Below are 24805 nucleotides of genomic sequence, written 5' to 3'. Positions count from 1 at the left end.
GCAGCCGGATTTTATTCATTGGCCTCCGAAAATCTTTCAGAAGAAGCCGCGGCGTTGCCACCAGCCGGCTTTTTTCGGCTTGCCGTCGCCGTCGGTTGCCTTGTCCGTGGCCTGGGTCGATTTGACCGCAGGCTCGGAGGAGGCGAGGTTGGACTGGCGGTTGGCGCGGGCCGGCTTCTCAGCTTCTGTCGCCGGGGATTCTGCAGGCTGGGCGTTGGAAGCTGTGGCAACCGGAGCCTCTGGCTCGATAGCCACAGGCTGAGACAGCACAGGTTCGGCGGCAACTGCAGGCTCGGCACCGGCTTCAGTTGCAGGTGCCTCGGCAGCTTCGGCCTTCGGTTTGCGACGGCTGCGGCCCTTCGGCTTGACCTGTTCCTCGGTCGCAACTTCGGCGTCGATCGCGGCAGGCTGCTCGAGAGCAGGGGCTTCGGTCGGCGCGCTGGTTGCGGCGGTCTCGTCGCCTTCGTCGGCAGACGTTGCTTCTTCGCTGTCCGTACCTTCGCCGTCGGCGATCAGGTTGCCGTTCTCGTCGCGATTGCGGCGACCGCCACGCTTGCCACGACGGCGACGCTTGCGCTTGCCCTGCTCGTCGCTCGACAGTGCCGAGACTTCGCCTTCACCCTCGACTGCGGCCTTGCCGTCTTCGCTGTCGTCCTCATCTTCGCCATCTGCGTCGTCGCTGTCGTCGCCGACAATGTCATTGCCGTCGGCATCCTGCATGACCTGGCCGTCGGCTCCGCCGTTCTTGCCCCGACGTCTGCGGCGACGCTTGCGCTTGCGGTTCGGGTCGCCCTCGGAGCGGGCCACGGCCTGTTCGACAGGAGCTGCCTTTTCCTCGATCTCTTCTTCTTCGTCCTCGTCGATCTCGACGGGAACGTCGTCGTCCTCGTCTTCCTCGATGGCAGCGAAGTTGAAAAGGGTTTCGATCTTTACCGGGTTTTCGACGGCTTCGCCGCGATCGATGGCAAAGTGCTGCGCACCGACGCTCGGGTCGCTGTCGATGATGATCGACACGCCGAAGCGGTTTTCATAATCGATGATCGTCGCCCGCTTGTGGTTGAGCAGGTAGAGCGCCGTTTCCGGCGTGCAGCGCACGGTGATGTCGTGCGTCGTGTTCTTCAGCAGGTATTCCTCGATGCCGCGCAGCACATGCAGGGCAACCGACGACTGCGAACGCACCAATCCGGTGCCGCCGCAATGCGAGCAGACCTGCGTGGTCGATTCCAGCACGGAAGCGCGGATACGCTGGCGCGACATTTCGAGAAGGCCGAAATGCGAGATGCGACCGACCTGGATGCGGGCGCGGTCGTCCTTCAGGCATTCCTTCAGCTTCTTCTCGACAGCGCGGTTGTTGCGCTTTTCTTCCATGTCGATGAAGTCGATGACGATCAGGCCGGCAAGGTCGCGCAGGCGCAGCTGGCGGGCGACTTCCTCGGCCGCTTCCAGGTTTGTCTGCAGCGCCGTTTCTTCGATCGAGTGCTCGCGGGTAGAGCGGCCCGAGTTTACGTCGATAGCGACCAGCGCTTCTGTCTGGTTGAGGATCAGGTAGCCGCCGGACTTCAGCGTCACCTGTGGCTGCAACATGCGGTCAAGCTGCGCCTCTATGCCGGAGCGCGAGAAGATCGGGTGGATATCGCGGTAAGGCTGAACCACCTTGGCGTGGCTCGGCATCAGCATCTTCATGAAGTCTTTGGCTTCACGATAGCCTTCTTCGCCGGCGACGATGACTTCCGAAATGTCCTTGTTGTAGAGATCGCGGATCGAGCGCTTGATCAACGAGCCTTCTTCATAGACTAGCGTCGGCGCAGTGGAGGCGAGGGTGAGCGTCCGGACGTTCTCCCAAAGGCGCATCAGGTATTCGAAGTCGCGCTTGACTTCGACCTTGGTACGGTTGGCACCAGCCGTGCGCAGGATGACGCCCATGCCCAAAGGCACTTCGAGCATCCGGGCGATTTCCTTCAAGCGCTTGCGATCCTGCGGGTTGGTGATCTTGCGCGAGATGCCGCCACCGCGCGCGGTGTTTGGCATGAGCACCGAATAACGGCCGGCGAGCGACAGATAGGTGGTGAGTGCTGCACCCTTGTTGCCACGTTCTTCCTTGGCCACCTGCACCAGCAGGATCTGCCGACGCTTGATGACTTCCTGGATGCGGTACTGCTTGCGCGGACGGCGCGCGGCACGCTCGGGAACCTCTTCCATGGCGTCTTCGGCGCCAACGGATTCGATGATCTCTTCTTCGTGGTCGTCATCGTCGTCGTCGTCGTTGTTACGACGGCTGGACGGACGAACGTCTTCCGAAACCTCGTCGGTTTCGACCATGGCAGCCATAGAGCCGGACGAACCTTCGTCGCTGCCGTCGGATGCCGGCGCTTCGACGTCGGATGGCGTCGCATCTTCGGCGACGACCTTCTTGGCGCGGCTGCGGCGTGGCTTTGCCACCTTCTTCACAGGCGTTTCGGCTTCAGCTTCTGCAGCTGGCGCTTCAGCGCTTGCAGGCTCGGCATCGGCAACCGGCTTGGCGGAAACCTCGACAGGTGCCGGCTCGGCAGCAGCGGCGCCGGCTTCTGCAGCGACGGGCTCCTGTGCAACCACGGCATCTTCGGCAACGGGAGCGACAGGCTCCGGCGCAGCGACGATGCCGACATCCGGCTGCTCCTGCTCGGCCAGATCGAAGGCGGTCTCGACGTGTTCGACGTCGTTGTCGCGGCGATGCTCTTCAGCCTCGGCGCGCAGCAGCGCCTGACGGTCGGCAAGCGGGATCTGGTAGTAATCGGGGTGGATTTCGGCAAAGGCCAGGAAGCCGTGCCGGTTACCGCCGTAATCGACGAATGCAGCCTGCAGGGACGGCTCGACGCGGGTGACTTTGGCCAGGTAGATGTTGCCGCGAATTTGCTTCTTGTGCTCTGACTCGAAGTCGAATTCTTCTATGCGGTTCCCTCGAACCACGACAACGCGCGTCTCTTCCTCGTGAGACGCGTCGATAAGCATTTTGTCTGCCATGAAAGCTGTGCTCCTCGGCGCAGCCCCTGGGGATATGACCGGACTGTCGTTAAGACAGGCTGGATGCACTCCGCCACTGCGGCGCCGGATAATGATAGTCGCGATGGGTCTCTGCGATTGCGCAACAGCCAGACAACAGCCGGGAGAACCCGGGGCCTGTACACTTTAGAAAAAAGCTGCTGCGACAACATCCGTAACCAAGCGAGATCGACAATGCCCTAAACCCAGTTGGGTCCGATGAATTTGCCCTTCTTGAAGGGCGTTTGGTGGCTTTTCCACCGATGAAATTCCTGCACGAAGCCGGAAATTCGGGATCCAGTATCAGGATGGAAGCACTCAGACGGCGGACGATGGCCGGTTGTGGCGCCATAGATTTGGGCGGCTGCCTTTGCGGCGACTCTATCCCGTCAACACTTCTACCCTATTGTTCGTTGTATGATCTAACCGTCACAATAGCAAGGACAAAGCCAAGTGTGCCATAATAATGATGGATTCCTCGGATGAACCCATAGCTGGCGATCATTGTACGATTCGGAGCCCGGTTTGACGCTGGACGAGAGCTGCAATCAGCTGTTTTCGGCGTCTTCTCCCGCGTGGTTCATAGTGCTGCCGGATGGGCGTGTCGATCGATTTAAGGAACTGAAGCATGGCGGGGTGTATCTGGTGAGCGCAAGGCAAGGCGGCAGAATTCTGGCGGCGCTCGGCGTCATGCTGCTAACGACGATGGCGACTGTTCACGCCGCTCCGGCTACTGTGCCATCAGCTGCATCGCCGGTCACCGCTGCCTCCGCCGATCCCATCCTCGCCTATGGTGCCCGCATTGCCGGCGACGACGCCCGCACACGCGTCGTCATCGAACTCGACCGCGAGCCGTCCGTCGCCGTGCATTACCTCGCCGATCCGCCACGTGTCGTTGTCGACCTGCCTGCCACCGCTTTCGGTTTTCCGGCCAAGGATCTCGATGCCCGCGGGCTTTTCAAGGATATTCGATACGGGACGATGGACAAGGACAGTGCCCGCATCGTTCTGACCGCCATCAAGCCGGTCAAGCTGGTGGTCGCGCGGGTGCAGTCGAACGAAACCGGCAGGGGATACCGTCTGGTGCTCGACGCTGAGATGGTACCGCCGGAACAGTACGCCGAACTCGTGCGCAAGCAGACATGGACCGACGAGGATACCGCCGCCGATGTCGGCCCGGTGGTCCCCGTCGAAAACGTCAAGCCGAACGATTTCCTGATTGCGGTGGATGCCGGCCACGGTGGCATCGATGCCGGCGCCATGGCGAGCGACGGCCTGACACCCGAAAAGCAGATCACGCTCGCCTTCGCCAAGGCGCTGACAGAAAAGTTGAACGCCCAACCCGGCATCAAGGCCTTCCTCACCCGTGACAGCGATTCCTATCTCTCGCTGTCGCAGCGCGTGACGATCGCCCGACAGAACCACGCCGCCCTGTTCATATCGCTGCACGCCGACACGTTGAAGCAGAAGGATATCCGTGGCTCGACGGTCTACACCATATCAGACAAGGCGTCGGATCGGCTGGCCGCAGACGTCGCGGACCGTGAAAATTCTTCCGACAAGCTGGCTGGCAGCGAGGTCAAGGCGCCGCCGCCGGGCGTGGCCGACATCCTGACTGACCTTACCCGACGCGAGACGCAGGCCTTCTCCGTATCGCTCGCGCAGGATGTCCTGAATTCCTTCAAGGGCCAGATCGCGATGATCAACAATCCCCACCGGTATGCCGGCTTCCAGGTGCTGACGGCGCCCGACGTGCCCTCCATCCTGGTCGAACTCGGCTTCCTGTCCAACAAGGAAGACGAAAAGCTGCTGCTCGACGAAGAGTGGAGGGGCAAGCTGGTGGACCGGCTGACCGAGGCAGTTCGGCAATACAGGGCAGTGACGGTCGCAAACGGCGGTTGACTGGGATATAGTGGCTTGTCTGCCACAGGCCGGCCAGAAGGTCCGCCGCCGACTGGAGAATGAGGCGACAGAGCCCTATTTCGCTCACATTGCCGCCGTCGAACGGAACTATGGTGGAGGAGGCGGAGCAAAGGGCTTTTGTCGCCTCTGATCTCTTGCTAATAGGCTTCGCGCGTGCAAGACGCCCGGGTATGCGGATATTTTGCCCGTGCGCCGAATTTTTCTACACACACTGGTAGCGACGATATGGTCAGACTTATTGGATATTTCTTTGGCTTGGCCTGCATCGTCTTCGTCGGCGCTGCTGCGGCTGCCGCCGTCTATCTGGGCGTCGTCTCCAAGGATCTGCCGAATTACGAAGTGCTGGCCAACTACGCGCCGCCGGTGACCACCCGCATCCATGCCGGCAACGGCGCGCTGATGGCCGAATATGCCCGCGAACGCCGGCTCTTCCTGCCCATTCAGGCTATTCCCGATCGCGTCAAAGCCGCCTTCCTCTCCGCGGAAGACAAGAATTTTTACAACCACGCTGGCGTCGACATCACCGGTCTCGGCCGCGCCGTACTCGTCAACCTGCAGAATTTCGGTTCCGGTCGTCGTCCGGTGGGCGCCTCGACGATCACCCAGCAGGTGGCCAAGAACTTCCTGCTGTCGGCCGACCAGACCTTCGACCGCAAGCTGAAGGAAGCGATCCTGTCCTTCCGTATCGAGCAGGCCTACAGCAAGGACAAGATCCTCGAACTCTATCTCAACGAGATCTACTTCGGCCTCAACGCCTATGGCATCGCCTCTGCGTCGCTGACCTATTTCGACAAGCCGGTAACGGACCTGACGATTGCCGAGACTGCCTATATGGCGTCGCTCCCGAAAGGTCCTGCCAACTACAATCCTTTCCGTCATGCCGACGCCGCCATCGCCCGCCGCAACTGGGTCATCGACCGCATGGTCGAGAATGGCTATGTCAGCCAGGCCGACGGCGAGGATGCCAAGAAGCAGCCGCTGGGCGTCGTGACCCGCAGATCCGGCGGCACGGTCGTCGCGGCCGACTTCTTCTCCGAAGAAGTGCGCCGGCAGATCATCGATAAGTATGGCGACAAGCAGCTCTATGAAGGCGGTCTTTCAGTCCGCACCTCGCTCGATCCGCAGTTGCAGATCGAGGCACGCAAGGCGCTGCAGGACGGTCTGGTCGGTTATGACGAGCGTCGCGGTTATCACGGTCCGCTGAAGCAGATCTCGACAGCGACAGACTGGGGCATCGAGCTCTCCAAAATCCCAGCCTTGTCGGATGTTCCCGAATGGAAGATTGCCGTCGTGTTGGCGGTCTCGAGCGATGGTGTCGATATCGGCCTGCAGCCGGACGTCGATCCATCCGGCAAGCTGTCGACAGAGCGCAAGCGCGCCTCGATTGCAGCCGCCGATATGCGCTGGGCTTATCGTTCCGCCGAAGCCAATGGCAAGACGGCGAAAACACCGGCCGGCGTCCTGTCGCCCGGCGACGTCATCTATGTCGAGAAGCTGGCTGATTCTGCCGGCTACCGCCTCCGTCAGCCGCCGAAGGTACAGGGCGGCCTGGTGGCGATGGACCCGCATACCGGTCGCGTTCTCGCTATGGTCGGCGGCTTCTCCTACGGTCAGTCGCAGTTCAACCGCGCCACCCAGGCCATGCGCCAGCCCGGCTCGTCCTTCAAGCCGTTCGTCTACGCTGCTGCCATGGACAACGGCTATACACCGGCCTCGGTCGCGCTCGACGATCCTATTGAAATCCAGCTGTCGAACGGTACGGTCTGGCGGCCGGAAAACTACGAAGGCGAGGGCGGCGGCGCCCACACGCTCCGCTTCGGCATCGAGCACTCGCGCAACCTGATGACAGTGCGGCTGGCAAACGACATGGGCATGAACCTCGTTGCCGAATATGCCGAACGGTTCGGCATCTACGACAAGATGGCGCCTGTGCTCGCCATGTCGCTCGGCGCTGGCGAAACGACTGTGCTGCGCATGGTCTCGGCCTATTCGGTCATTGCCAACGGCGGCAAGCAGATCAAGCCGACGCTGATCGACCGTATCCAGGATCGCTACGGCAAGACCATCTTCAAGCATGAGGAGCGCGTCTGCGACGGCTGCAATGCCACGGACTGGCAGAACCAGCAGGAGCCGACCGTTGTCGATAACCGCGAACAGGTTCTCGACCCGATGACCGCCTATCAGGTGACGTCGATGCTGCAGGGCGTCATCATCCGCGGCACCGCTGCCGGAAAGATCAAGCTCAACACCGAAGTTGCCGGGAAGACTGGGACGACCAACGACCAGAAGGATGCCTGGTTCGTCGGCTACACCCCGAACCTCGTGGCTGGTCTGTATGTCGGTTACGACACACCGACCGATCTCGGTCGCGGCGTGCAGGGCGCCTCTCTGGCGGCCCCGATCTTCAACGACTTCATGCAGGCTGCCACCAAGGGCGAGCCGCCGGAGAAATTCGTCGTGCCAACCGGCATGACCATGGCATCCGTCGATCGCAAGACCGGCATGGCCGCCCAGCCCGGCGATCCCGATTCGATCGTCGAGGCATTCAAGCCCGGCACCGGACCTGCGACCTCCTACACCGTGATCGGTGCCGGAAATGCCGGTGGCGAGGTGCAGCTGGCGCCGGAAGAGATCCTGAAGACATCACCGCAGGCCAACCAGGCCGTGACATCAGGCAGTGGCGGACTTTATTAGGCGGAAATTGCTGGATTAAGCGGAAATGGCTGGCGAGGCCGGCTCCGATATACCGCCACTACGACTTGGCGGCTGCCGGCGTCTCGAACAGACCGGTCGGAAAACCGTCGAGACTGACCTGGTTCTTTTCGCGCCAGTAGTCCTCGATCCCATCCACGCCTTTGGCCTTTGCCCAGGCGTCCATCTGGGTGCGCTCTTCCCGGTATTCAAACAGTGGAACGCCATAGCCGCAGGATGTCTGGACGATATCGAAATCGAGCCACACCATCTGGCGTGCCCCAAGCGGCGCCTTGTTTTCGTATTTTTCCTGCAGAAGCTCGGCAAATTTGTCGCTATCGCGGTGAATGACGCGTCCCTTGCCGTAGAGCCTGAGGATGAGCGGCGGTCCCTCGACGGAACAGAACATCATCGTCAGCCGGTCGTTTATCCTCAGGTGGGCGGCAGTCTCGTTGCCGCTGCCGCTGCGATCGAGATACATCGCAGCATTGTTGCCGAGAATGCGGAACAGGTCTGTGCTGCGCGGCGACATGTTGACGTGGCCCGTTGGAGCGGCCGTCGCCGTGAAAAACATGTGCTGCGCTTCAATGAAGCGATGGTGATGGGGTTCTAGCGTTTCGAAAAATTTGGCCATGCCGAACTTTAGAGTTCTAATTCCAGCATGCCAAGACGATGTTTTGCGAAGAATTCATGACCAGGGCCGGTTTGACGACCGAGGTCTGGCACAGTCTATGAAATCGCCTTGATCTCGAGTTCGCCATCTCCAATGACGACGACGTCGCCGACAGCCTTGCCGAGCAGAAGGCGCGCGACAGGAGAGACGAAGGATATCGATCCGGCCTTTGGGTCCGCCTCGTCCTCGCCAACGATTCGGTATGTCTGAACCCGGCCATCGTCACGGCTGAAAGTGACGGTATTGCCAAAACCGACGGTATCGGCGTTTTCGGGGGCAGGGATCACCTGTGCCGTCCGAAGCCTGGCCGCAAGATAGCGCGTATCGCGCAGCGGGTTCGCAGTCTGCCGACGCCGTTCGTTGACCTCGTCGATCTTGCTTGCCACCTCATAAGCGGTGCGCGCCTGCTGCATCTGCAGTTCGAGCGCCTTGAGGCCCGCTTCAGTCACAAGGTTCGGGTGTGTGGAAATCGGACGATCCGGCAAAAGGGTCTCGGACGCCGTCTCGAAACTCTCTTCCTTGGTGAAGGCAACGGCCAATCTCTAACTCCATTTCAGACTTTGCGAGCACAACGCTATACGCGGAAGACAACGACCTCCACGATACGCTGTTCCACGCAAAGGCGCCAATCTTCGTGCAAGGCGGCGTCAGGCGGTGGCGGGTTCCGTGTATATTGCCGGTTTCAGGCCGATGGCGATAGCCTCGTCGACGGCGAGTGCCGCCATGGCAAGGGCAGCCTCCCGCGTTCTCGCTGCTGCGATAAAGCGACCATTATGGCAGAAGCTGGCACCTTCGACACCGGACGCCGCCTCCAGTTCGCCATTGGTGAGTCCCGCCCATGCGGCGGGCAGGTCGGCTCTCAGTTCGAAACCTTCTGCAGCGCGGCGAATGCCGGTCACGCACCAGTCCTTGTCGCGCGGGTGAACCACGAACAGCAGCTGATCGGCCCCGGCCTTGACGATAGCCGGGCGGAACGGCATGCCCATGGGCAGTTCGAGAATACGTCCATCCCCGGCATTGACGATAGCCTTGTGGACCAATGCCTCCGCACGCAATTTTGCGGCGCTGCGGGCAATCCGTGCCTCGACGAAGCTGCGGGCGATTGCCAGAGCGGCGTGAAAACAACGATCGTCGGCTTCAGGGTCTGTCTCGTCGAACACCGGTTTCAACGTTTCCAGCAGCGCCGGCAGAGTCAGCCCGGCCAGCGGCCCCGTTGGACTAAGAGCGCCATTGTCCATGAGGTCGATCGGCAGGACGAAGCTGCTGTCGAAGGAAGCATGGATAGGGTCGATGTCCGCGTCTGCAATAGCCGACGCGGCGAGGTAGTCGCGACCGTAATGCTTCCAGACCAGCCCGAACGAGCTATACGGCTGCCCATCGTCGCGCAGGGGCGCGCCGCGCTGGTGGTGATCGAAGATCTGCTGGTCCGCGTCATAGCTGCCGCCGACATCGTAAATGATCCGATCCGGATTCGGCTTGATCCACTCTGGTGACCGGCTGCGGACGATTCGCGCGGCGGGGTACAATTTGGTGAGGATGACGCTCGACAGAAGCTCGTCGGCATGAAAGCCACCGGAATGGGTGACGAGAAAATCTGGATTCATGCCGTATGTGCCCCGTGCCTGGCGGAATGCCAGCCTGTTGAACGCACCAGATAACCAATGCCGCCGGCGATCTCAACCCCGTGAAATTGCGAATAGGGCGCGATCGGTTGCGAGGAACGGCATCGCCTCCGATCCCGGGGAGCGGCTTCGACTTGACGACATCGACATATCCGTTATTCTGGATATATGGAAAATGACAATGCGATTCTGGCTTTTGCAGCCTTGGCCCAGTCGACGCGGCTCGCGACATTCCGCCTGCTCGTAAGCCACGAGCCGCACGGAGTGCCTGCTGGCGAACTGGCGCGGATGCTGGACATCCCGCAGAACACCATGTCGGCGCATTTGGCGACGCTGTCTCGCGCAGGCCTGGTGAGGAGCGAGCGCCGCAGCCGATCGATCATTTACCGCGCGGATCTGGAAGGCTTCGAGCGCCTGACCCTTTTCATGATCAAGGACTGCTGCGGCGGAGATCCCGCCCTTTGCGCGCCCCTGGTGTCCAGACTGATTCCGCGCTGTGGACAGGAAAACCCGACATGAGCGACGTTATAGTGAAGCTGCTCGATGCAATAGAGTTTTCGCTGCCGGCTGCAAAACGATCCATTCCTTCCCGTGAAATCGCCCGATGATGTCAAATTTCGAGCGCTACCTCACTGTTTGGGTTTTCCTATGCATCATCGTTGGCATCGCCCTCGGCCATCTGATGCCCGGCATCTTCCATGCCGTCGGCGCGGCTGAGATTGCAAAGGTTAATATCCCCGTCGCCATCCTCATCTGGCTGATGATTATTCCCATGCTTCCCAAGATCGACTTCGGCTCGCTGTCCAAGGTCGGCAGGTACTGGCGTGGGATCGGGGTCACCCTGTTCATCAACTGGGCTGTGAAGCCGTTTTCGATGGCGCTGCTGGGATGGCTTTTCATCGGCTGGCTTTTCCGCCCGTTTTTGCCTGCAACCCAGATCGATTCCTACATCGCAGGCCTCATCATACTGGCGGCTGCCCCATGCACTGCAATGGTCTTCGTCTGGTCCAATCTGACCAAGGGCGAACCTCACTTCACGCTGTCTCAGGTCGCTCTCAACGATGCCATCATGATCGTCGCCTTCGCGCCTATCGTCGGACTGCTCCTCGGATTATCGGCGATTACGGTACCGTGGGACACGCTGATGATATCGGTGGCGCTCTATATCCTCATCCCTGTTGCAATCGCCCAGATACTGCGCCGCAGTTTCCTTTCCAGCGGCCGGACGGCTGTCTTTGAAACCTTGATGGCGAAGCTCCAGCCGCTGTCGCTGGTCGCTCTTCTGGCGACGCTCGTGTTGCTCTTCGGCTTTCAGGGCGAGCAGATCATCGCCCAGCCTACGATCATAGCCCTGCTGGCGGTGCCGATCCTGATCCAGGTCTATTTCAATTCCGGCCTGGCTTATATCCTGAACCGCATCTCGGGAGAGCAGCATTGCGTGGCCGGCCCGTCGGCGCTGATCGGCGCCAGCAATTTCTTCGAACTTGCGGTGGCCGCTGCGATCAGCCTGTTCGGGTTCCAGTCGGGCGCGGCGCTTGCCACCGTCGTCGGCGTGCTGATCGAAGTGCCCGTGATGTTGTCCGTCGTCTGGATCGTGAACCACTCGAAGGCCTGGTACGAGCGCGGCCCTTCGGTCTCCCGCAACACCTCCACAGAGGAGCCATGACCATGGATGTCACTATCTATCATAATCCTGCCTGCGGGACCTCCCGCAATACTCTGGCGCTGATCAGGAACGCGGGTATCGAACCGACGGTGATCGAGTACCTGCAGACGCCTCCCTCGCGGACTGAACTCGTGGGGCTGCTGACCGGCGCAGGCCTGTCGCCGCGCAACGCACTGAGGGAAAAGGGCACGCCTTACGATGAACGCGGCCTCGGCAATCTGTCGCTGACGGACGAGCAGATCATCGACGCCATGTTGCAGCACCCGATCCTGATCAACCGTCCATTCGTTGTCACGCCGCTCGGAACGCGCCTCTGCCGCCCCTCGGAAGCGGTGCTGGATATCCTTCCCCATAGGCAGGTCGGCGCCTTTTCGAAGGAAGATGGTCAGCAGGTCATAGACGAAAAGGGCAATCGTCTTGTCTGAATTGCCCGCCGCAGATCTGCGCCACATCCGGATGCCCGACCTCGATGCGCTGCGGACAGACATCTCGCATCACAAGCCCCGTATTCTGTTTCTCTATGGCTCGCTTCGTGAGGTTTCCTATAGTCGGCTCCTCGCGGACGAGGCCCGTCGCCTGCTCGAGCATTTCGATTGCGAAGTCCGTATGTTCGATCCGCGCGGTCTGCCGCTTCCCGATGCGGAGCCGGCCGACCACCCGAAGGTCGTAGAACTCCGCGAACTTTCCGAATGGTCCGAGGGCCAGGTCTGGGTAAGCCCGGAGCGCCACGGCGCGATGACCGGCATCATGAAGGCTCAGATCGACTGGATCCCGATGTCCATCGGTTCGGTTCGCCCGACGCAGGGCAAGACGCTCGCCGTCATGGAAGTCTCCGGTGGCAGCCAGTCGTTCAACGCTGTCAACCAGATGCGAATCCTCGGCAGGTGGATGCGGATGATCACCATTCCGAACCAGTCCTCCGTACCGCAAGCGTTCCAGCAGTTCGACGCCGATGGCAGGATGAAGCCGTCTCCGCTTTACGATCGCGTGGTCGATGTCTGCGAGGAACTGGTCAAATTCACGCTGCTGACACGCGACGCGTCTTCCTACCTGACGGACCGCTACAGCGAGAGGCGCGAGGATGCCGGTCGACTGGAGGCGCGGACCACGTTGAAGTCGATATGAAGCGCTTCGACCTGCCGGTGGCTGCCATTCTCGGCCTGGGGGTCACGCAGATTGTCGGCTACGGCACGCTCTATTACTCGTTCGGCATTCTGGCGCCTGACATGGCAAGGGATCTCGGCGCCTCGGTGGAATGGATGTTTGGTGCCCTGTCGGCAGCGCTGCTGATCGGCGGGTTCGTCGCACCCTGGCTCGGACGATGGATAGACCGCTTCGGAGCAGGCAGGATCATGGCGATCGGTTCGTTGATAGCAGCCCTGGCGCTCGCCGCCTGCGCTCTGGCTCCCAACCGTTTCGCCTTCGCGGTGATACTGGTGTTCATCGAGGCGGCCGCTAATTTCGTCCAGTACGGAGCGGCCTTCGCGCTGCTGGTGCAGATCAACCCCAAAGTTGCACAGCGGAGCATTACTACCCTGACGCTGATCGCCGGCTTTGCCTCGACGATCTTCTGGCCCATCACCACGGCCCTGCATGCCCATCTGCCGTGGCGGGAGGTCTACGTCGTCTTTTCGCTTCTCAATCTGGCCATCTGCCTGCCGATCCACGCATGGCTTGCACTGTCTACTGCCAAGGTGCGCCGAAACGGCGCCGCCACCGCGCCAGCCCCTGTCGAAGGCGCACTCGCCGAGGGGCAGAGACGCGTCGGTTTCGCGCTGATGGTCGTTGGCTTTGCATTTCTGTCGCTGGTGAGCTCGGCCATTCTTGTGCATATGGTGCCGCTCATGGCGTCGCTGGGGCTCGGAACCATGGCCGCTCTCGTCGGCACCGTGTTCGGTCCGGCGCAGGTCGCCAGCCGCGTGATCAACATGGTCTTCGGTCGCAACCTTCATCCTTTGCGACTGGCGGCGTTGTCCGGGCTTCTCGTCTCTGTCGCCATCGTGGTGCTCGATGCGACTGCGCCTTCGACATCAGGCGCAATCGCATTTGCTGTGCTGTTTGGTTTCGGCAATGGCATATTCAGCATCGCGGCTGGGACGCTGCCGCTGTACCTGTTTGGCAGCGAAGGTTATGGCAGGCTGCAGGGAAAACTTATGTCCGCACGGCTGATTGTCGGAGCGACGGCGCCGTTCGCCTTTGCCGTATCGCTGGCATCTGCAGGGGCGGCGATCTCGCTCGGTGTTGTCGCAGCCTTTGGTGCCATTGCCACCTTCAGCTTTCTCCGGATCGGCCGGATTGCCGCAACGCCACATCGCGTTTCCGGAAAAATCGGGTGATCGTGCGCGAGCAGGTCGAACCATGAGATCGCCAAAGAGCGCTCCGGATGCAGATACCTTTCGACGGGGAAAGCAAAGTCGGCTAGAGTTCGCGAAGCACGAACTGCGTGGCGGACGCAAACTTCACGGACTATTGCGATGACGGTGACTGGTATTCTTCTGATCGTGGTGATGCTGGTCGCCGCTGTTCTCGTGTGGCTGAAGCGCGGCAAGGGCGCACAGCGCTCTGCCGTGTTCGAAACCTCGGGCCTTTCCTATTTCAAGGTATTGCTCCGGCAGCGCGGCGTCGACTTATCGCGGATCCCGGATGCGGCGCTCGCCGACATCATTCGTGCCAAGATCGCCGCAGCCAAGACCCAGGCGACCGTCGCCGGCATGACCGACGCGACGCGGTCCCGCAAGAACTGGCGGATCAATCTGGTCAAGTCGCTGGAAGCGGAAGCCACCCTGATGGTCTCGCTGATGGCGTCGGGAGCCGAGGTCGATCCTACGTCCGATGCCGCGATTGCGCTGACACGGCACGGTGTATTCAAGCCAAGAAAGCCAACCGGCCTCACCGGCATGACGCCCGAGCAGTTCCTCGACGCCACGAGACGCGGTACGCTTTACTCGGAGCTGGGCGAGCGCCGCGCCAAGCGCGAGACATCCTGAGGCGCCTCATATCGTCGAGCGTCCGGTGTGACGTCTGCCGCTGCCGACGCATACATCTCAAAAAAATCGAAAGTTACTCACGACTATGACGGCTGCCTTTTTTGCGGACTATGCGAAGGACCTGAAAGTCCTGCTCGACGAGATCGACACCGCGCCGGAGAACTTCCGCTCGTTCGATCTGCATATCGATCTCGCTCACAGGGGCCTGTTGTTCGTCTACGAGACGCGCCGCAAAATGGGGCAGACCGACAGCATCTATTACGCCCGGATGGCGAAGACCGGTGCAAGCAAACAGATATCGCAAAAGACCGCTAACGACGCAGTCAGCGGCTTCTTTCGCCACGGACAATTCCTCGCTCTGACCGGAGAATTTGCCGGTGCCGATGGCGCCGAGGGCACGACTGTCGAGGGTGATCACCCCACCTGCGCCATCGCCTTCACCTATCGCCGTACCGGCATGGAAAAAGCCATGTCGATGCGTCTGATCTTCCTCGGTTTCTCCACCGACGACGGGGCGATGGCCTATGCGACGACGGTAGCGGATACGCCGACGCTCGCCGTCTCCCGCCCGTTCCGGTCTGCTCGCGTCTGGGAATGGAAGTAGGCGCCGTCGTCCGAAGCGCCTCCGATCTCTTTTACCAGGGCACAGTCTGCCCGTCGAAATAGAAGCCGGCATTAGGGCCGGTCGCATCCTGGCTTGCCAGCCAGACGATCCCGGCCGCAGCCTGCTCCACCGTGCGATAGCCGGAGTGCCCGTTGAAATCCGTCGCGGTGTAGCCGGGATCGACTGCGTTGACATGGATGCCGCTGGCCAAAAGTTCCTTAGCGAAGGCCACGGTGACCGCGTTGAGCGCCGACTTCGAGCTGTTGTAGCCCATCGGATTGACGGCATAAAAGGGATGGGCCGGATTGGAAACCCAGCCGATCGAGCCAAGACCGCTGCTGACCATGACGATGTTGGCGCCTCCCGCCGCTGTCAGCAAGGGTATGAAGGCTTGCGTCACCCTGATCGCACCGAACACATTGGTCTCGTAGACGTCGCGGATTGCAGCGAGGGGCTGTTGGCTCGGAGGCACCGGCGGGCCACCCGAAATGCCGGCATTGTTGATCAGCACGTCGAGCTTGCGATCGGCTGCAGAGACCGTGGCGACAGCGGCAGCCACGCTCTCGTCGCTGGTAACGTCGATGGAGAGCAGCCTGACGTCATGACCCTCCGCCTGCAATTGCCGGACAGCCATCCCGCCGCGCTCAGCGTCCCTGCTGCCAAGCCAGATCCGGTAGCCGAGACGGCCGAGTTGGCGTGCCGTCTCGAAGCCTATGCTCTTGTTGGCGCCGGTGATGAGAACTGTTTTTCCACTCATGGTTCGTTTCTCCTATAACCGAGGCCCGGCCTATCGCCTGGTTCGGCATTTCTAAATACTGCGCTGTCCCGAAGCAGCTTCGGCCACCGCAACGGCATCGAACTGCGGCTCGAAAGCCTTTGGCGAATTTATAGTTTCGTTCTGTGGTGTTTGATAATCCGCCCTAATCCGGATAAGCTGATCGCCATGGCGAACAGTAGCGAACAACTATTCCTTGACGATCTTTCCATCTTTCTCGCGGTTTGCGAGACCGGCGGTTTCCGGGCTGCGGCAAAGCGGCTGGCGATGTCGCCGTCAAGCGTCAGTGAGAAGATCGCCCAGCTCGAGGCTCGCTTGGGTGTGCCTCTGCTGATCCGCACAACCCGAAGCGTGATGCCGACAGAGGCCGGGCGCGGGCTTGCCGCACGGATCACGCCGCTTTTGAGCGAGACACGTGCAGCGCTCAACGATGCAGCCAGTACGCATGGGCAAGTGAGAGGGCTGCTCAGGCTGAATGTCACCGGCGCCGTCATGGTCGATATCCTGCCGCCGCTGATCGACCGGTTTCTCGATCTGAATCCGCATGTGAGGGTCGAGATGGTGGTGGAGGACAGGCTCGTTGACGCGACGGCAGCTGGCTGCGATGCCGGCATTCGCTATGGTGAGCATCTGGCGCAGGATATGATCGCGGTGCCGATTGGCCCGCGCATCCAACGGCTCGCAGCAGCAGCCTCGCCTGACTATCTCGAGGCACGCGGCAATCCCCGGCATCCCCGCGATCTGCTCGATCACGACTGCATCCGCCTCAGGTTTTCCAGCGGGGCGCTCGTCGAGTGGGAGTTCCAGAAGGGCGAGGAAACCGTCACCGTCGATCCGCCGGGTCGGTTGATCGTCGGGGTCGAGGCTGCCGCAACCGCGATCGACTGGGCCTGCCGTGGCCGTGGTTTTATTGCGACATTCGAGAATTTCATCGATCCCTACCTCAGGTCCGGCGCTCTGGTGCCGGTGCTGCCTGAATGGTGGATGCCGTTCGAGGGGCCATGGCTCTATTTTTCCAGCCGTTTCATGCCCGCTCCCTTGCGCGCCTTCGTCGATCTAGTCGCTGCGGAACGGGCATCGCCCAGTGTTGGAGGGTTGGTGCCTCCTGGAGCCTGAAACGCATAAGTCCCGATGACGCAAGCATAACCTCTGTATCGCACGCACAATCCGAGTTGCGGAGATCGCCTCTATCGGTTCTAGTGCGGCACCTAATCCGTTCACGCGTCACGAGGTCGTCGTCATGAAGTCTCCGTTCCAGCTTGCCGCCTGTGCCGAAATGCTCTGGCGCGACCGGCCGATCGAGTGGCGGGCGAGCCGGCTGAAGGAGCTCGGCTTTGGCGTCGGTCTCTGGAACTGGCCGGAGCACGATATTGGCAAGCTGGAGGCGACGGGCGCCACCTTTACCATCATGAATGGTTACCTCGAGGGACGCCTGACCGATGACGAAGGTGCCGCCCAACTGCTGAAGACGGCGCGAGTAGCGGCCAGGGTCGGCAAGCGGCTGGGCGTCCAGCGTCTTAATCTGCATGGAACGGGGCTGGGCGAGGGTGGCCTGCCGATCCGTCCTGTCGAGGTCGTCACCGGCGCCATGTGGCTGAAGGCCCGCGCCACGCTATGCCGTGTCGTCGAATTGGCTGAGGAGGAAGACGTCACCTTCAGCCTGGAAAACCTCAACCTGCTCGTCGATCACCCCGGGGTGCCCTTCGGCCGGGCAGAGGATACGTTGGCGCTTGTGGCCAGCGTCGACCATCCGCGCCTGACACTCAATCTCGACCTGTATCACGCCCAGATCGGTGAAGGTAACCTGATAGAACTTTGTCGCAAGTGCCTTCCATGGATAGGTGAAATACAGGTTGCCGATGTTCCCGGACGTCTGGAGCCTGGAACTGGCGAGGTCAACTGGAAGGGCGTCGCGCGGGCGCTGAAGGCGATGGGCTATACCGGGCCGGTCGCCATGGAAGCCTATGCATCCGGCGATCCCGAGGAAGCACTCGTGGCGTTTCGAGAGGCCTTCACCGTCTGAACCGGCGGTCTCGTACGCCGCTGTTCCAAGGCGCCTTGCCAGCCTTGTGCGGTAACCGCCGACTGCGGGCTTTACATCCGCGGCATGCCTAACTATGTCACGGGCAACATCAATCGAACCGAGAAGCGAGACCATGCGCGCCGAAATCGAGAATATTGTCGACGAAATCAAGCAGGCCATAAGCCTGCTGAGGAGGCATCTTTGACTGGGATCAGGCCGTAAGGCGACTGGACTGGTTGAATAACAAGGCAGAGGATCCAAACCTCTGGAACGATGCATCCGAGGCACAAAAGCTGATGCGCGAGCGTCAGAATCTCGAAGACAGCATCAATGGCGTCCGGCTGCTGGAACGTCAGGTCGATGACAACATCGAGATGATTGCGCTCGGCGATGAAGAGGGCGATGCCGATATCGTCAGGGAAGCCGAGGAAGGCCTGAAGGTCCTGCGCACCGAAGCGGCTCGCCGCCAGGTCGAGGCGATGCTGTCCGGCGAGGCCGACAGCAACGACACCTTCCTCGAAGTCCATTCGGGCGCCGGAGGTACCGAAAGCCAGGACTGGGCCAACATGCTCCTGCGCATGTACACCCGCTGGGCCGAACGTCAGCGCTTCAAGGTCGAATTGCTGGAAGTCCATGACGGTGAAGAAGCCGGCATCAAGTCGGCGACGCTGCTGATCAAGGGCCACAACGCCTATGGCTGGCTGAAGACCGAGTCGGGCGTCCATCGCCTGGTGCGCATTTCGCCCTACGACAGCAACGCCCGTCGGCACACCTCGTTTTCGTCGATCTGGGTCTATCCCGTCGTCGACGATTCGATCCAGATCGACATCAACGAAGGCGATTGCCGCATCGACACCTACCGCTCGTCCGGTGCCGGCGGTCAGCACGTCAACACGACGGATTCCGCCGTGCGCATCACGCACATCCCGTCCGGCATCGTGGTGCAGTGCCAGCAGGAGCGCTCGCAGCACAAGAACCGGGCGACAGCCTGGGAAATGTTGCGCGCACGCCTTTACGAAGCCGAGTTGAAGAAGCGCGAGGATGCCGCCAATGCTGAAGCGGCATCGAAATCGGATATCGGCTGGGGTCACCAGATCCGTTCCTACGTGCTGCAGCCCTACCAGCAGGTGAAAGACCTGCGCACCGGCGTTGTCAGTACCGCGCCGGACGACGTGCTCGACGGCGAGATCAGTCCGTTCATGGAAGCCGCTCTGGCGCACCGCATCAGCGGCGCAGCAGATGCCGCAGTGGACGATATTGACTGATCGTCGCTGCCGCTTCTGCCAAACAAAGACCCCCTCGCGGCTGCCTGCCTCGAGGGGGTCTTCTTTTATGGCCAGCGCTTACTCCGGCGCCTTCTCGACGACGATTTCCCCGAGTTCGTCGAGCATGACATTCCAGACATCCGCGTAGGCATCGGCATCAGCCTTGATATAGAGCGTGGCAAACAGGCCGGGTTCGCGGATGATGCCCCCGGAGTTTTCGGGCCGGATATCCGTAACGATGGCCTTCAGCGCGGTAATTTCCGGCAGTTCCGTCGTGGAGACGATCTGCGGCCCATCGTCGGTCGTGGCGACCTGCTGCAGGTAGACCTTCGATGTGCGATCTGCCTGGCGCACGGCATAGAGCTTGTAAAACCCGTGGCGCGATGGTGGCGTGATTGCGGTGGACGCATCGGTGCTTGGCAAAGTCGCGGCTGGTGCCGGCTGCACCGTGCTGGTATCCTGCCAAAAGCCTGTCGTCGTCGAGGCAATGATGCTGGCTGGCAGTACGCCGTCGTCGGCCCGCGCCTCGGAAGTCGAAACGACGCTTGCCAGCAGTGCGGCCAACAGTGGGGCGTGGAGTGCGTTTCTCAAGAGTTAGCTGCCATCAGATGTCGTCAGGGGAGTGGGCCGGTTAATCGGAAAATTGCTCGGCGAGGATACGGTCGGACCACGAGCGGTCGGGGTCGGAAAGGATGCGGGCGGTGGTGTCCTGGGTCTGGGCGATGCGGACGCTCAACACCGATTTGACCTCCGTGTTGTCGGCCACCGCATTGACGGGGCGCTTGACCGGCTCGAGGACGGTAATGTCCACCGTCACCTTGTTGGGCAGCAGCGCCCCGCGCCAGCGACGCGGACGGAAGGCGCTGACCGGCGTGATGGCGAGCAACGGCGCTTCCAGCGGCAGGATCGGGCCGTGGGCGGAGAGGTTGTAGGCGGTGGAGCCGGCCGGTGTGGTGACCATCAGGCCGTCGCAGATCAGTTCTTCCAGCCGCACATGGCCGTCGATCTCGACGCGCAGCTTGGCCGCCTGATAGGACTGACGGAACAGCGAGACCTCGTTGATAGCGAGCGCCACCGATTCGCTGCCGTCGGCATTGACTGTACGCATCTCCAGCGGATGGAAAGCATTCTCAACCGCTGCATCGATGCGTTCGTCGAGGTTCTCGACACGGTAGTCGTTCATCAGAAAGCCGACGGAGCCGCGGTTCATTCCGTAGACGCGTTTGCCGGAGTTCATTGTGTTGTGCAGCATCTGCAGCATGAAGCCATCGCCGCCGAGCGCTACCATGACATCGGCGTCCTCCTGGGGCGCCTGGCCATAGATGGCGATCAATTCTTCGCGCGCCGCCAGCGCCTCCGGTGAAGTCGAGGCCAGAAAGCAGAGGGACTGAAATGAGCGCGGCATGCAATATCCTTCGACAATCTCCGTCTACGTAAAGGATAACACCCCTGTGCGACAAGCCGTATTCGCCCACCGGCGATATCGCGGCATAGTCGAATAGCGGGCACGGCTCCGGATACAATCTTCCGGCGAGGCTGCTGGAACAGGCTCGCCATGTCGCAGCCAAGCCGTTACAGACGAACGGGCAATTGTCCTTTCAGAGACCAAAGTGCCGATGTTTTCCCTCAGGCAGCCGAGTTCGTACGAGCAATCCATCAAGAAGAGCCGGTTTCGCGCGCTCTCCGCCGCGATAGCCGATGAGGACGAGGCGAGGGCACAGCTGTCTGCTCTTGCCGATGCCGGCGCGAACCACAATTGCTGGGCCTGGCGCATCGGCCAGACCTATCGCTTCAATGACGATGGCGAGCCGGGCGGCACCGCCGGCAAGCCCATCCTGCAGGCGATAGACGGCCAGTCGTTCGACCGTGTGCTGGTCGTCGTCTCCCGCTGGTTCGGCGGCGTGCTGCTCGGAACAGGCGGGCTGATGCGCGCCTATGGCGGCACGGCCGCAGCCTGCCTCAGGGCCGCCGATCGGGTCGAGATGGTGCCAATGGTGGCTGCAACCGCATCTATCGGATTTTCCGATCTGGCTCTGGCCAAGGCGCGGCTTCTATCAATCGCCGGCCTCTCCGTCGTCGCCGAAATGTTTACTGAAGACGGTGCAGTGCTTTCCCTCAGTATTCCGGAAGGTCAGGCAGATCGGGCCGCAGCCCTCGTCGCCGACATTACGAACGGCCGCGTCCTGCTCGATTTCGGCTCTGCGGGCAATCCGGACGCTCTAGCGGGACCGGCGCCGTAGCCACGGATAGCTTGGCCATCGAGAACCTATCTGCGGCAACCGCGCCTGAACGCGCTGAAACGCATGGGCGGCGGCTTCCGTTTGCCGTCCTTATTGACTATCAGTCTGCCATCAATTGTGAGGAGTTCCCCCGTGCCGACCACTGACGATCTGCGCATTCTCGAGATCACCCCCCTGAGCCCGCCGTCCCGTGTCGTTGCGGACGTGCCATGTTCGCCTCATGCGGCCGAGACGGTCTCGGCTGCCCGCGCCGCCGTGCACCGTATCCTCACCGGCGAGGACGACCGGCTGGTGGTGGTCGTCGGCCCGTGTTCGATCCACGATCCCGTTGCCGCGCTTGATTATGCACGGCGCCTGGTCGAGGAGCGCAAGCGGCATCAGGGCGAACTCGAAATCGTCATGCGCGTCTATTTCGAAAAGCCGCGCACCACGGTAGGCTGGAAGGGCTTGATCAACGATCCCCGTCTCGACGGTAGCTTCAAGATCGAGGAGGGCCTGCGGCTTGCCCGCCAGCTGCTGGTGGATATCAACGACCTCGGCCTGCCCGCCGGCTGCGAGCTTCTCGATACCATCACGCCGCAATATATCGCCGACCTCGTCAGCTGGGGTGCTATTGGCGCGCGCACCACGGAGAGCCAGGTGCACCGCGAGCTCGCCTCCGGCATGTCCTGCCCGATCGGCTTCAAGAACGGCACCACCGGCGACATCAGGATTGCGCTGGACGCGGTGACCGCCGCCTCGCAGCCGCACCATTTTCCGGCCGTCACCAAGGATGGCCGCGCCGCCATCGCCTCGACATCCGGCAACGAGGATTGCCACCTTATCCTGCGCGGCGGCAAGGCGCCGAATTTCGACGCCGAAAGCGTTGCCGCAGCCGCAGCCGAATCGCTGAAGGCCGGCCTGCCGCCGCGCATCATGATTGATGCCAGCCACGCCAACAGCGGCAAGAACCCCGACAACCAGCCTCACGTCATCGACGCCATCGCCAGCCAGGTTGCAGCCGACGACCGGCGGATCATCGGCACGATGCTGGAAAGCAATCTCGTCGGCGGACGCCAGGAACTGGTGCCTGGAGGCAAGCTGACCTATGGCCAGAGCATCACCGACGGCTGCATAGACTGGGAAACTACTGTCTCGGTGCTGGACGTGCTGGCAAAATCGGTGATCGCCCGGCGGGGCTAGGGGCGCAGGGTTGACGCGCTTCATGAAAAAGGCGTTCAAGGCGAACGAATGCCTCAGCTAGAAGACTTTTTCCGGAAGGCTATTTCGTAGCCGCGCGTCGCGCCGGCATCGCTGGCGATCTTCTCAACCTTCCTGGCAGCGGCCTTCTCCTTGGCGGCTGCCTTTTCCATCATCTGGCCAAGGCCGGCCAGGGACTTCTTTTTCGGCGGTTCGTCGGTCATTTCCTACCTCGCTGTTGCACCCGATAGTGCTGCCAGTTCGGCAGGCGGCAGGCAATGGAAAAAAGCCATTACCGGAGCGCACAGTCGTGGGTGTCAATCCGGGAGCTTTTCCGGCTGATCGACTGCGGCATCGGCAGACGCTGCATTGTCGTTTGTCGAAACCGCACGTTCGAGCTCGGCCGCGCGCAGCCTGGCAGCACTCTGCAGAAGCTGCGCAAACGCTCCCGGTGGCACACCATCGGCCTTTAGGACCTGACCGATCAAAGGATCTGCCGCTGCTTCATGGATCGTCATATCTTCGCCCATAGTCGCGCTCCTGGTTAATATGAACTGAATCGTACCGTCCATCGGTGTCGAGATTGAGTCTGGAATTCGGGTCATCGATGCATTTAATTGAGATAACGTGCCTGGCTCAGCCAATTGAACCGCAAGTTTTTTCGAACGCCGAAGGTGCACCCAACGCCTTGGGGATGAGCCGGAACTGATCAAACACGAACGGTCGTCAACTATGATCGAAGGTCTTAGGCCAGACCCCGAACCTCACTGGCTGCTCTGCGCTTGTGCAGGTTGTGACACCGCACCGCTGGTGCCGGCACCGCCGTTGGGCGCGGGGTTGGTGTGGGAAACCTCCCGGGTCATCGCGAAGGCAGCCAGACCGACAACGAAGACCACTGCCACCGCCAGACCCCAGAATGACAGGCTTTTTCCACGTCCAGACATTGCCCGCTCCCGGCCCTGGTACGCCGTTTCGGGCACGGCAGCGGCATCGTTGTCGTTATCTACCGGCTTGGACATGACGATCGTTCCCCCAAATATTTGCCTGACAACCCGTCAAGCGCGCGCTTGTTCCGCGCAGCAGCGCCTTTGAGGAGGGATCCGTGGCCGATTGTTATTCCTGCTGGCCGTCAGGCGTTCAGGTCGAGCTGAACGGCAGCTTCCGCCACTGCCGACTTTGTCTTCTGCTTGCGCCCCAAACGCGATTTTGTCGACTTCGCAGATGTGTCGCCGCCAGCATCTTCCAGGTCAGGAATGAGCATTGCGTCGTCGGTTGGCACGAAAGCGCCGTTTCCGGCTTCGTCGGCGGCAAGGGCTGGCTTCAGCGCACGCGCCTGACGGTCTGGGGAAGGGGCGGCTGTCTGGGGGGCAAATCGAATCATCAACATGGTACTCCGCAATGTTCTCTTTATGTTCACATGCGGGAAAGCCCGAGTCAATGGACACACTCAAGATCGCGCCGATCGCGCCAAGATCGTGCCAAGATCGCGGTTGTCCGCCCGCGTCCGGCGCGATAGGTATCCACCCCCAAACTTAGGAGGGCCGTACCGGAATGGACGACAAAGTGGTAAAATTCAAACCGAAGCGCCCGGAAAAAGCGCCACGCAGACTGTCCCGCTGGCAGCGGAAGATCGTCATCACTGTCTTCATCTGCGCCGTTTTCGGCATCATCTATCTGAAGAACTGGCTGATGGGGCAGGCGTAAGGGCTGGGCAACCCCAAGACCCGACCACATGCTGTCGCACGCGGAGAAGTCGGATCTACGGAACATATCAAGAAAAAGTGGTGCCCCCGACAAGGTTCGAACTCGTGACCCCCTGATTACAAATCAGGTGCTCTACCAACTGAGCTACAAGGGCGGCAGAGGGGCAAATAGCAGATTCTCAGCGCCTGTAAAGTCAAAATCATTGCCGCCATTGATGTTTTCGCATCTGTCCCCAATCCCCCGCACTATTCACAGGGGATAGCGAACATGGACGCGGTGGATTACAGCGGAGCCAGTCTTGTCGAGGATGACAATGTCACGGTGATCAACAATCTCAAACATGGAGGGCATCCAGCTGACGAGCGAACCGGACGAGATCTAATACCTCCATGCAAAGATCAAACGGCTGGTGTTGCGCACCGAGTTTTTGAAGAA

The 24805-nt window shown here is 61.2% G+C and carries 26 protein-coding genes and 1 tRNA gene; 15 read left to right on the top strand and 12 right to left on the bottom strand.

Annotation, left to right across the window (positions count from 1 at the left end; translation table 11 throughout):
* Positions 1-36: 36 nt before the first annotated feature.
* Positions 37-3000 carry a ribonuclease E/G gene (locus tag J5278_RS12150; protein ID WP_209187392.1) on the bottom strand — a complete coding sequence of 988 codons (2964 nt, stop codon included), beginning with the start codon at positions 2998-3000 and terminating at the stop codon, positions 37-39.
* 723 nt (positions 3001-3723) lie between these two features.
* On the opposite strand from J5278_RS12150, the gene J5278_RS12145 reads away from it, so the two are divergent.
* Both J5278_RS12145 and J5278_RS12140 read left to right on the top strand, forming a co-directional pair.
* The gene (locus J5278_RS12145; RefSeq protein WP_247749071.1) at positions 3724-4920 is read left to right on the top strand and encodes an N-acetylmuramoyl-L-alanine amidase; all 1197 of its coding nucleotides are present in this window, start codon (positions 3724-3726) and stop codon (positions 4918-4920) included.
* Positions 4921-5166: 246 nt separating this feature from the next.
* The gene (locus J5278_RS12140) at positions 5167-7635 is read left to right on the top strand and encodes a penicillin-binding protein 1A (protein WP_142828924.1); all 2469 of its coding nucleotides are present in this window, start codon (positions 5167-5169) and stop codon (positions 7633-7635) included.
* A 58-nt stretch (positions 7636-7693) separates the two neighbouring features.
* On the opposite strand, the gene J5278_RS12135 is transcribed toward J5278_RS12140, so the two are convergent.
* The 3 genes from J5278_RS12135 to J5278_RS12125 form a co-directional block, all read right to left on the bottom strand.
* Complete coding sequence (locus J5278_RS12135) at positions 7694-8266, bottom strand: pyridoxamine 5'-phosphate oxidase family protein (RefSeq protein WP_209183582.1); 573 nt, start codon at positions 8264-8266, stop codon at positions 7694-7696.
* Between the two features lie 95 nt (positions 8267-8361).
* Complete coding sequence (gene greA, locus J5278_RS12130; RefSeq protein ID WP_209187393.1) at positions 8362-8844, bottom strand: transcription elongation factor GreA; 483 nt, start codon at positions 8842-8844, stop codon at positions 8362-8364.
* A gap of 108 nt (positions 8845-8952) precedes the next feature.
* The gene (locus tag J5278_RS12125) at positions 8953-9909 is read right to left on the bottom strand and encodes an MYG1 family protein (RefSeq protein ID WP_209183584.1); all 957 of its coding nucleotides are present in this window, start codon (positions 9907-9909) and stop codon (positions 8953-8955) included.
* A 186-nt stretch (positions 9910-10095) separates the two neighbouring features.
* Here J5278_RS12125 and J5278_RS12120 point away from each other — a divergent pair, with 186 nt between their 5' ends.
* The 7 genes from J5278_RS12120 to J5278_RS12090 all read left to right on the top strand — a co-directional run bounded on the left by J5278_RS12120 (position 10096) and on the right by J5278_RS12090 (position 15184).
* Positions 10096-10446, top strand: a complete 351-nt coding sequence (locus tag J5278_RS12120) for a helix-turn-helix transcriptional regulator (RefSeq protein WP_142828916.1) — start codon at positions 10096-10098, stop codon at positions 10444-10446.
* 88 nt (positions 10447-10534) lie between these two features.
* Positions 10535-11593 carry an ACR3 family arsenite efflux transporter gene (gene arsB / locus J5278_RS12115; protein ID WP_209184102.1) on the top strand — a complete coding sequence of 353 codons (1059 nt, stop codon included), beginning with the start codon at positions 10535-10537 and terminating at the stop codon, positions 11591-11593.
* Positions 11590-12018 carry an arsenate reductase (glutaredoxin) gene (gene arsC / locus J5278_RS12110; RefSeq protein WP_142822248.1) on the top strand — a complete coding sequence of 143 codons (429 nt, stop codon included), beginning with the start codon at positions 11590-11592 and terminating at the stop codon, positions 12016-12018. Before arsB ends, arsC begins: the two co-directional genes overlap by 4 nt.
* Positions 12019-12049: 31 nt before the next feature.
* Positions 12050-12718, top strand: coding sequence for an arsenical resistance protein ArsH (gene arsH / locus J5278_RS12105; protein ID WP_244615225.1), 669 nt, complete (start codon positions 12050-12052; stop codon positions 12716-12718).
* Positions 12715-13929, top strand: a complete 1215-nt coding sequence (gene arsK, locus J5278_RS12100) for an arsenite efflux MFS transporter ArsK (RefSeq protein WP_142822250.1) — start codon at positions 12715-12717, stop codon at positions 13927-13929. The genes arsH and arsK overlap by 4 nt, the downstream gene beginning before the upstream one ends.
* Before the next feature lie 138 nt (positions 13930-14067).
* Positions 14068-14580 carry a hypothetical protein gene (locus tag J5278_RS12095; RefSeq protein WP_209183585.1) on the top strand — a complete coding sequence of 171 codons (513 nt, stop codon included), beginning with the start codon at positions 14068-14070 and terminating at the stop codon, positions 14578-14580.
* 85 nt (positions 14581-14665) lie between these two features.
* On the top strand, positions 14666-15184 hold the full coding sequence (locus tag J5278_RS12090; RefSeq protein WP_209183586.1) for a hypothetical protein: 519 nt from the start codon (positions 14666-14668) through the stop codon (positions 15182-15184).
* A gap of 31 nt (positions 15185-15215) precedes the next feature.
* Here the strand turns inward: J5278_RS12090 and J5278_RS12085 are convergent, their stop codons facing one another.
* Entirely contained in the window at positions 15216-15941 is a 726-nt protein-coding gene (locus tag J5278_RS12085) for an SDR family oxidoreductase (protein ID WP_209183587.1), read from the bottom strand.
* 186 nt (positions 15942-16127) lie between these two features.
* Here J5278_RS12085 and J5278_RS12080 point away from each other — a divergent pair, with 186 nt between their 5' ends.
* The 3 genes from J5278_RS12080 (at position 16128) to prfB (ending at position 19247) form a co-directional block, all read left to right on the top strand.
* Positions 16128-17075: a LysR family transcriptional regulator gene (locus tag J5278_RS12080; protein WP_209183588.1), complete on the top strand. Its 948-nt coding sequence runs from the start codon at positions 16128-16130 to the stop codon at positions 17073-17075.
* Positions 17076-17199: 124 nt separating this feature from the next.
* On the top strand, positions 17200-17982 hold the full coding sequence (locus J5278_RS12075) for a TIM barrel protein (protein ID WP_209183589.1): 783 nt from the start codon (positions 17200-17202) through the stop codon (positions 17980-17982).
* A gap of 133 nt (positions 17983-18115) precedes the next feature.
* Positions 18116-19247, top strand: a protein-coding gene (prfB, locus tag J5278_RS12070) for a peptide chain release factor 2 (protein ID WP_209183590.1) whose coding sequence is annotated in 2 segments (ribosomal slippage) — positions 18116-18184 and positions 18186-19247 — 1131 coding nt in all. Because the reading frame shifts where the segments join, the coding sequence is not laid out codon by codon here.
* Between the two features lie 78 nt (positions 19248-19325).
* Here prfB and J5278_RS12065 read toward each other — a convergent pair.
* Positions 19326-19838, bottom strand: a complete 513-nt coding sequence (locus J5278_RS12065; RefSeq protein WP_257623364.1) for a hypothetical protein — start codon at positions 19836-19838, stop codon at positions 19326-19328.
* A 40-nt stretch (positions 19839-19878) separates the two neighbouring features.
* Positions 19879-20652 carry an NAD kinase gene (locus J5278_RS12060; protein WP_142822257.1) on the bottom strand — a complete coding sequence of 258 codons (774 nt, stop codon included), beginning with the start codon at positions 20650-20652 and terminating at the stop codon, positions 19879-19881.
* 211 nt (positions 20653-20863) lie between these two features.
* Between J5278_RS12060 and J5278_RS12055 the strand changes: the two genes are divergently transcribed.
* The gene (locus J5278_RS12055) at positions 20864-21487 is read left to right on the top strand and encodes a YigZ family protein (RefSeq protein ID WP_209184104.1); all 624 of its coding nucleotides are present in this window, start codon (positions 20864-20866) and stop codon (positions 21485-21487) included.
* A 132-nt stretch (positions 21488-21619) separates the two neighbouring features.
* The gene (locus J5278_RS12050; protein ID WP_257623363.1) at positions 21620-22669 is read left to right on the top strand and encodes a 3-deoxy-7-phosphoheptulonate synthase; all 1050 of its coding nucleotides are present in this window, start codon (positions 21620-21622) and stop codon (positions 22667-22669) included.
* A gap of 53 nt (positions 22670-22722) precedes the next feature.
* On the opposite strand, the gene J5278_RS12045 is transcribed toward J5278_RS12050, so the two are convergent.
* The 4 genes from J5278_RS12045 to J5278_RS12030 all read right to left on the bottom strand — a co-directional run bounded on the left by J5278_RS12045 (position 22723) and on the right by J5278_RS12030 (position 24047).
* The gene (locus tag J5278_RS12045) at positions 22723-22890 is read right to left on the bottom strand and encodes a hypothetical protein (protein ID WP_209183592.1); all 168 of its coding nucleotides are present in this window, start codon (positions 22888-22890) and stop codon (positions 22723-22725) included.
* Positions 22891-22983: 93 nt separating this feature from the next.
* On the bottom strand, positions 22984-23196 hold the full coding sequence (locus J5278_RS12040) for a hypothetical protein (RefSeq protein ID WP_209183593.1): 213 nt from the start codon (positions 23194-23196) through the stop codon (positions 22984-22986).
* A gap of 234 nt (positions 23197-23430) precedes the next feature.
* Positions 23431-23685 carry a hypothetical protein gene (locus J5278_RS12035; RefSeq protein WP_219258275.1) on the bottom strand — a complete coding sequence of 85 codons (255 nt, stop codon included), beginning with the start codon at positions 23683-23685 and terminating at the stop codon, positions 23431-23433.
* Positions 23686-23795: 110 nt separating this feature from the next.
* Complete coding sequence (locus J5278_RS12030) at positions 23796-24047, bottom strand: hypothetical protein (RefSeq protein WP_209183595.1); 252 nt, start codon at positions 24045-24047, stop codon at positions 23796-23798.
* 170 nt (positions 24048-24217) lie between these two features.
* Between J5278_RS12030 and J5278_RS12025 the strand changes: the two genes are divergently transcribed.
* Positions 24218-24370: a hypothetical protein gene (locus J5278_RS12025; protein ID WP_209183596.1), complete on the top strand. Its 153-nt coding sequence runs from the start codon at positions 24218-24220 to the stop codon at positions 24368-24370.
* 78 nt (positions 24371-24448) lie between these two features.
* On the opposite strand, the gene J5278_RS12020 is transcribed toward J5278_RS12025, so the two are convergent.
* A tRNA-Thr gene (locus J5278_RS12020) sits at positions 24449-24524 on the bottom strand.
* Positions 24525-24805 lie beyond the last annotated feature (281 nt).

The organism is Rhizobium sp. B21/90 (genome assembly GCF_019355815.1).
Lineage (GTDB): Bacteria > Pseudomonadota > Alphaproteobacteria > Rhizobiales > Rhizobiaceae > Rhizobium > Rhizobium rhododendri.
The sequence above is the reverse complement of the archived record's forward strand: the minus strand, read 5'-3'. Positions and strand labels throughout refer to the sequence as shown.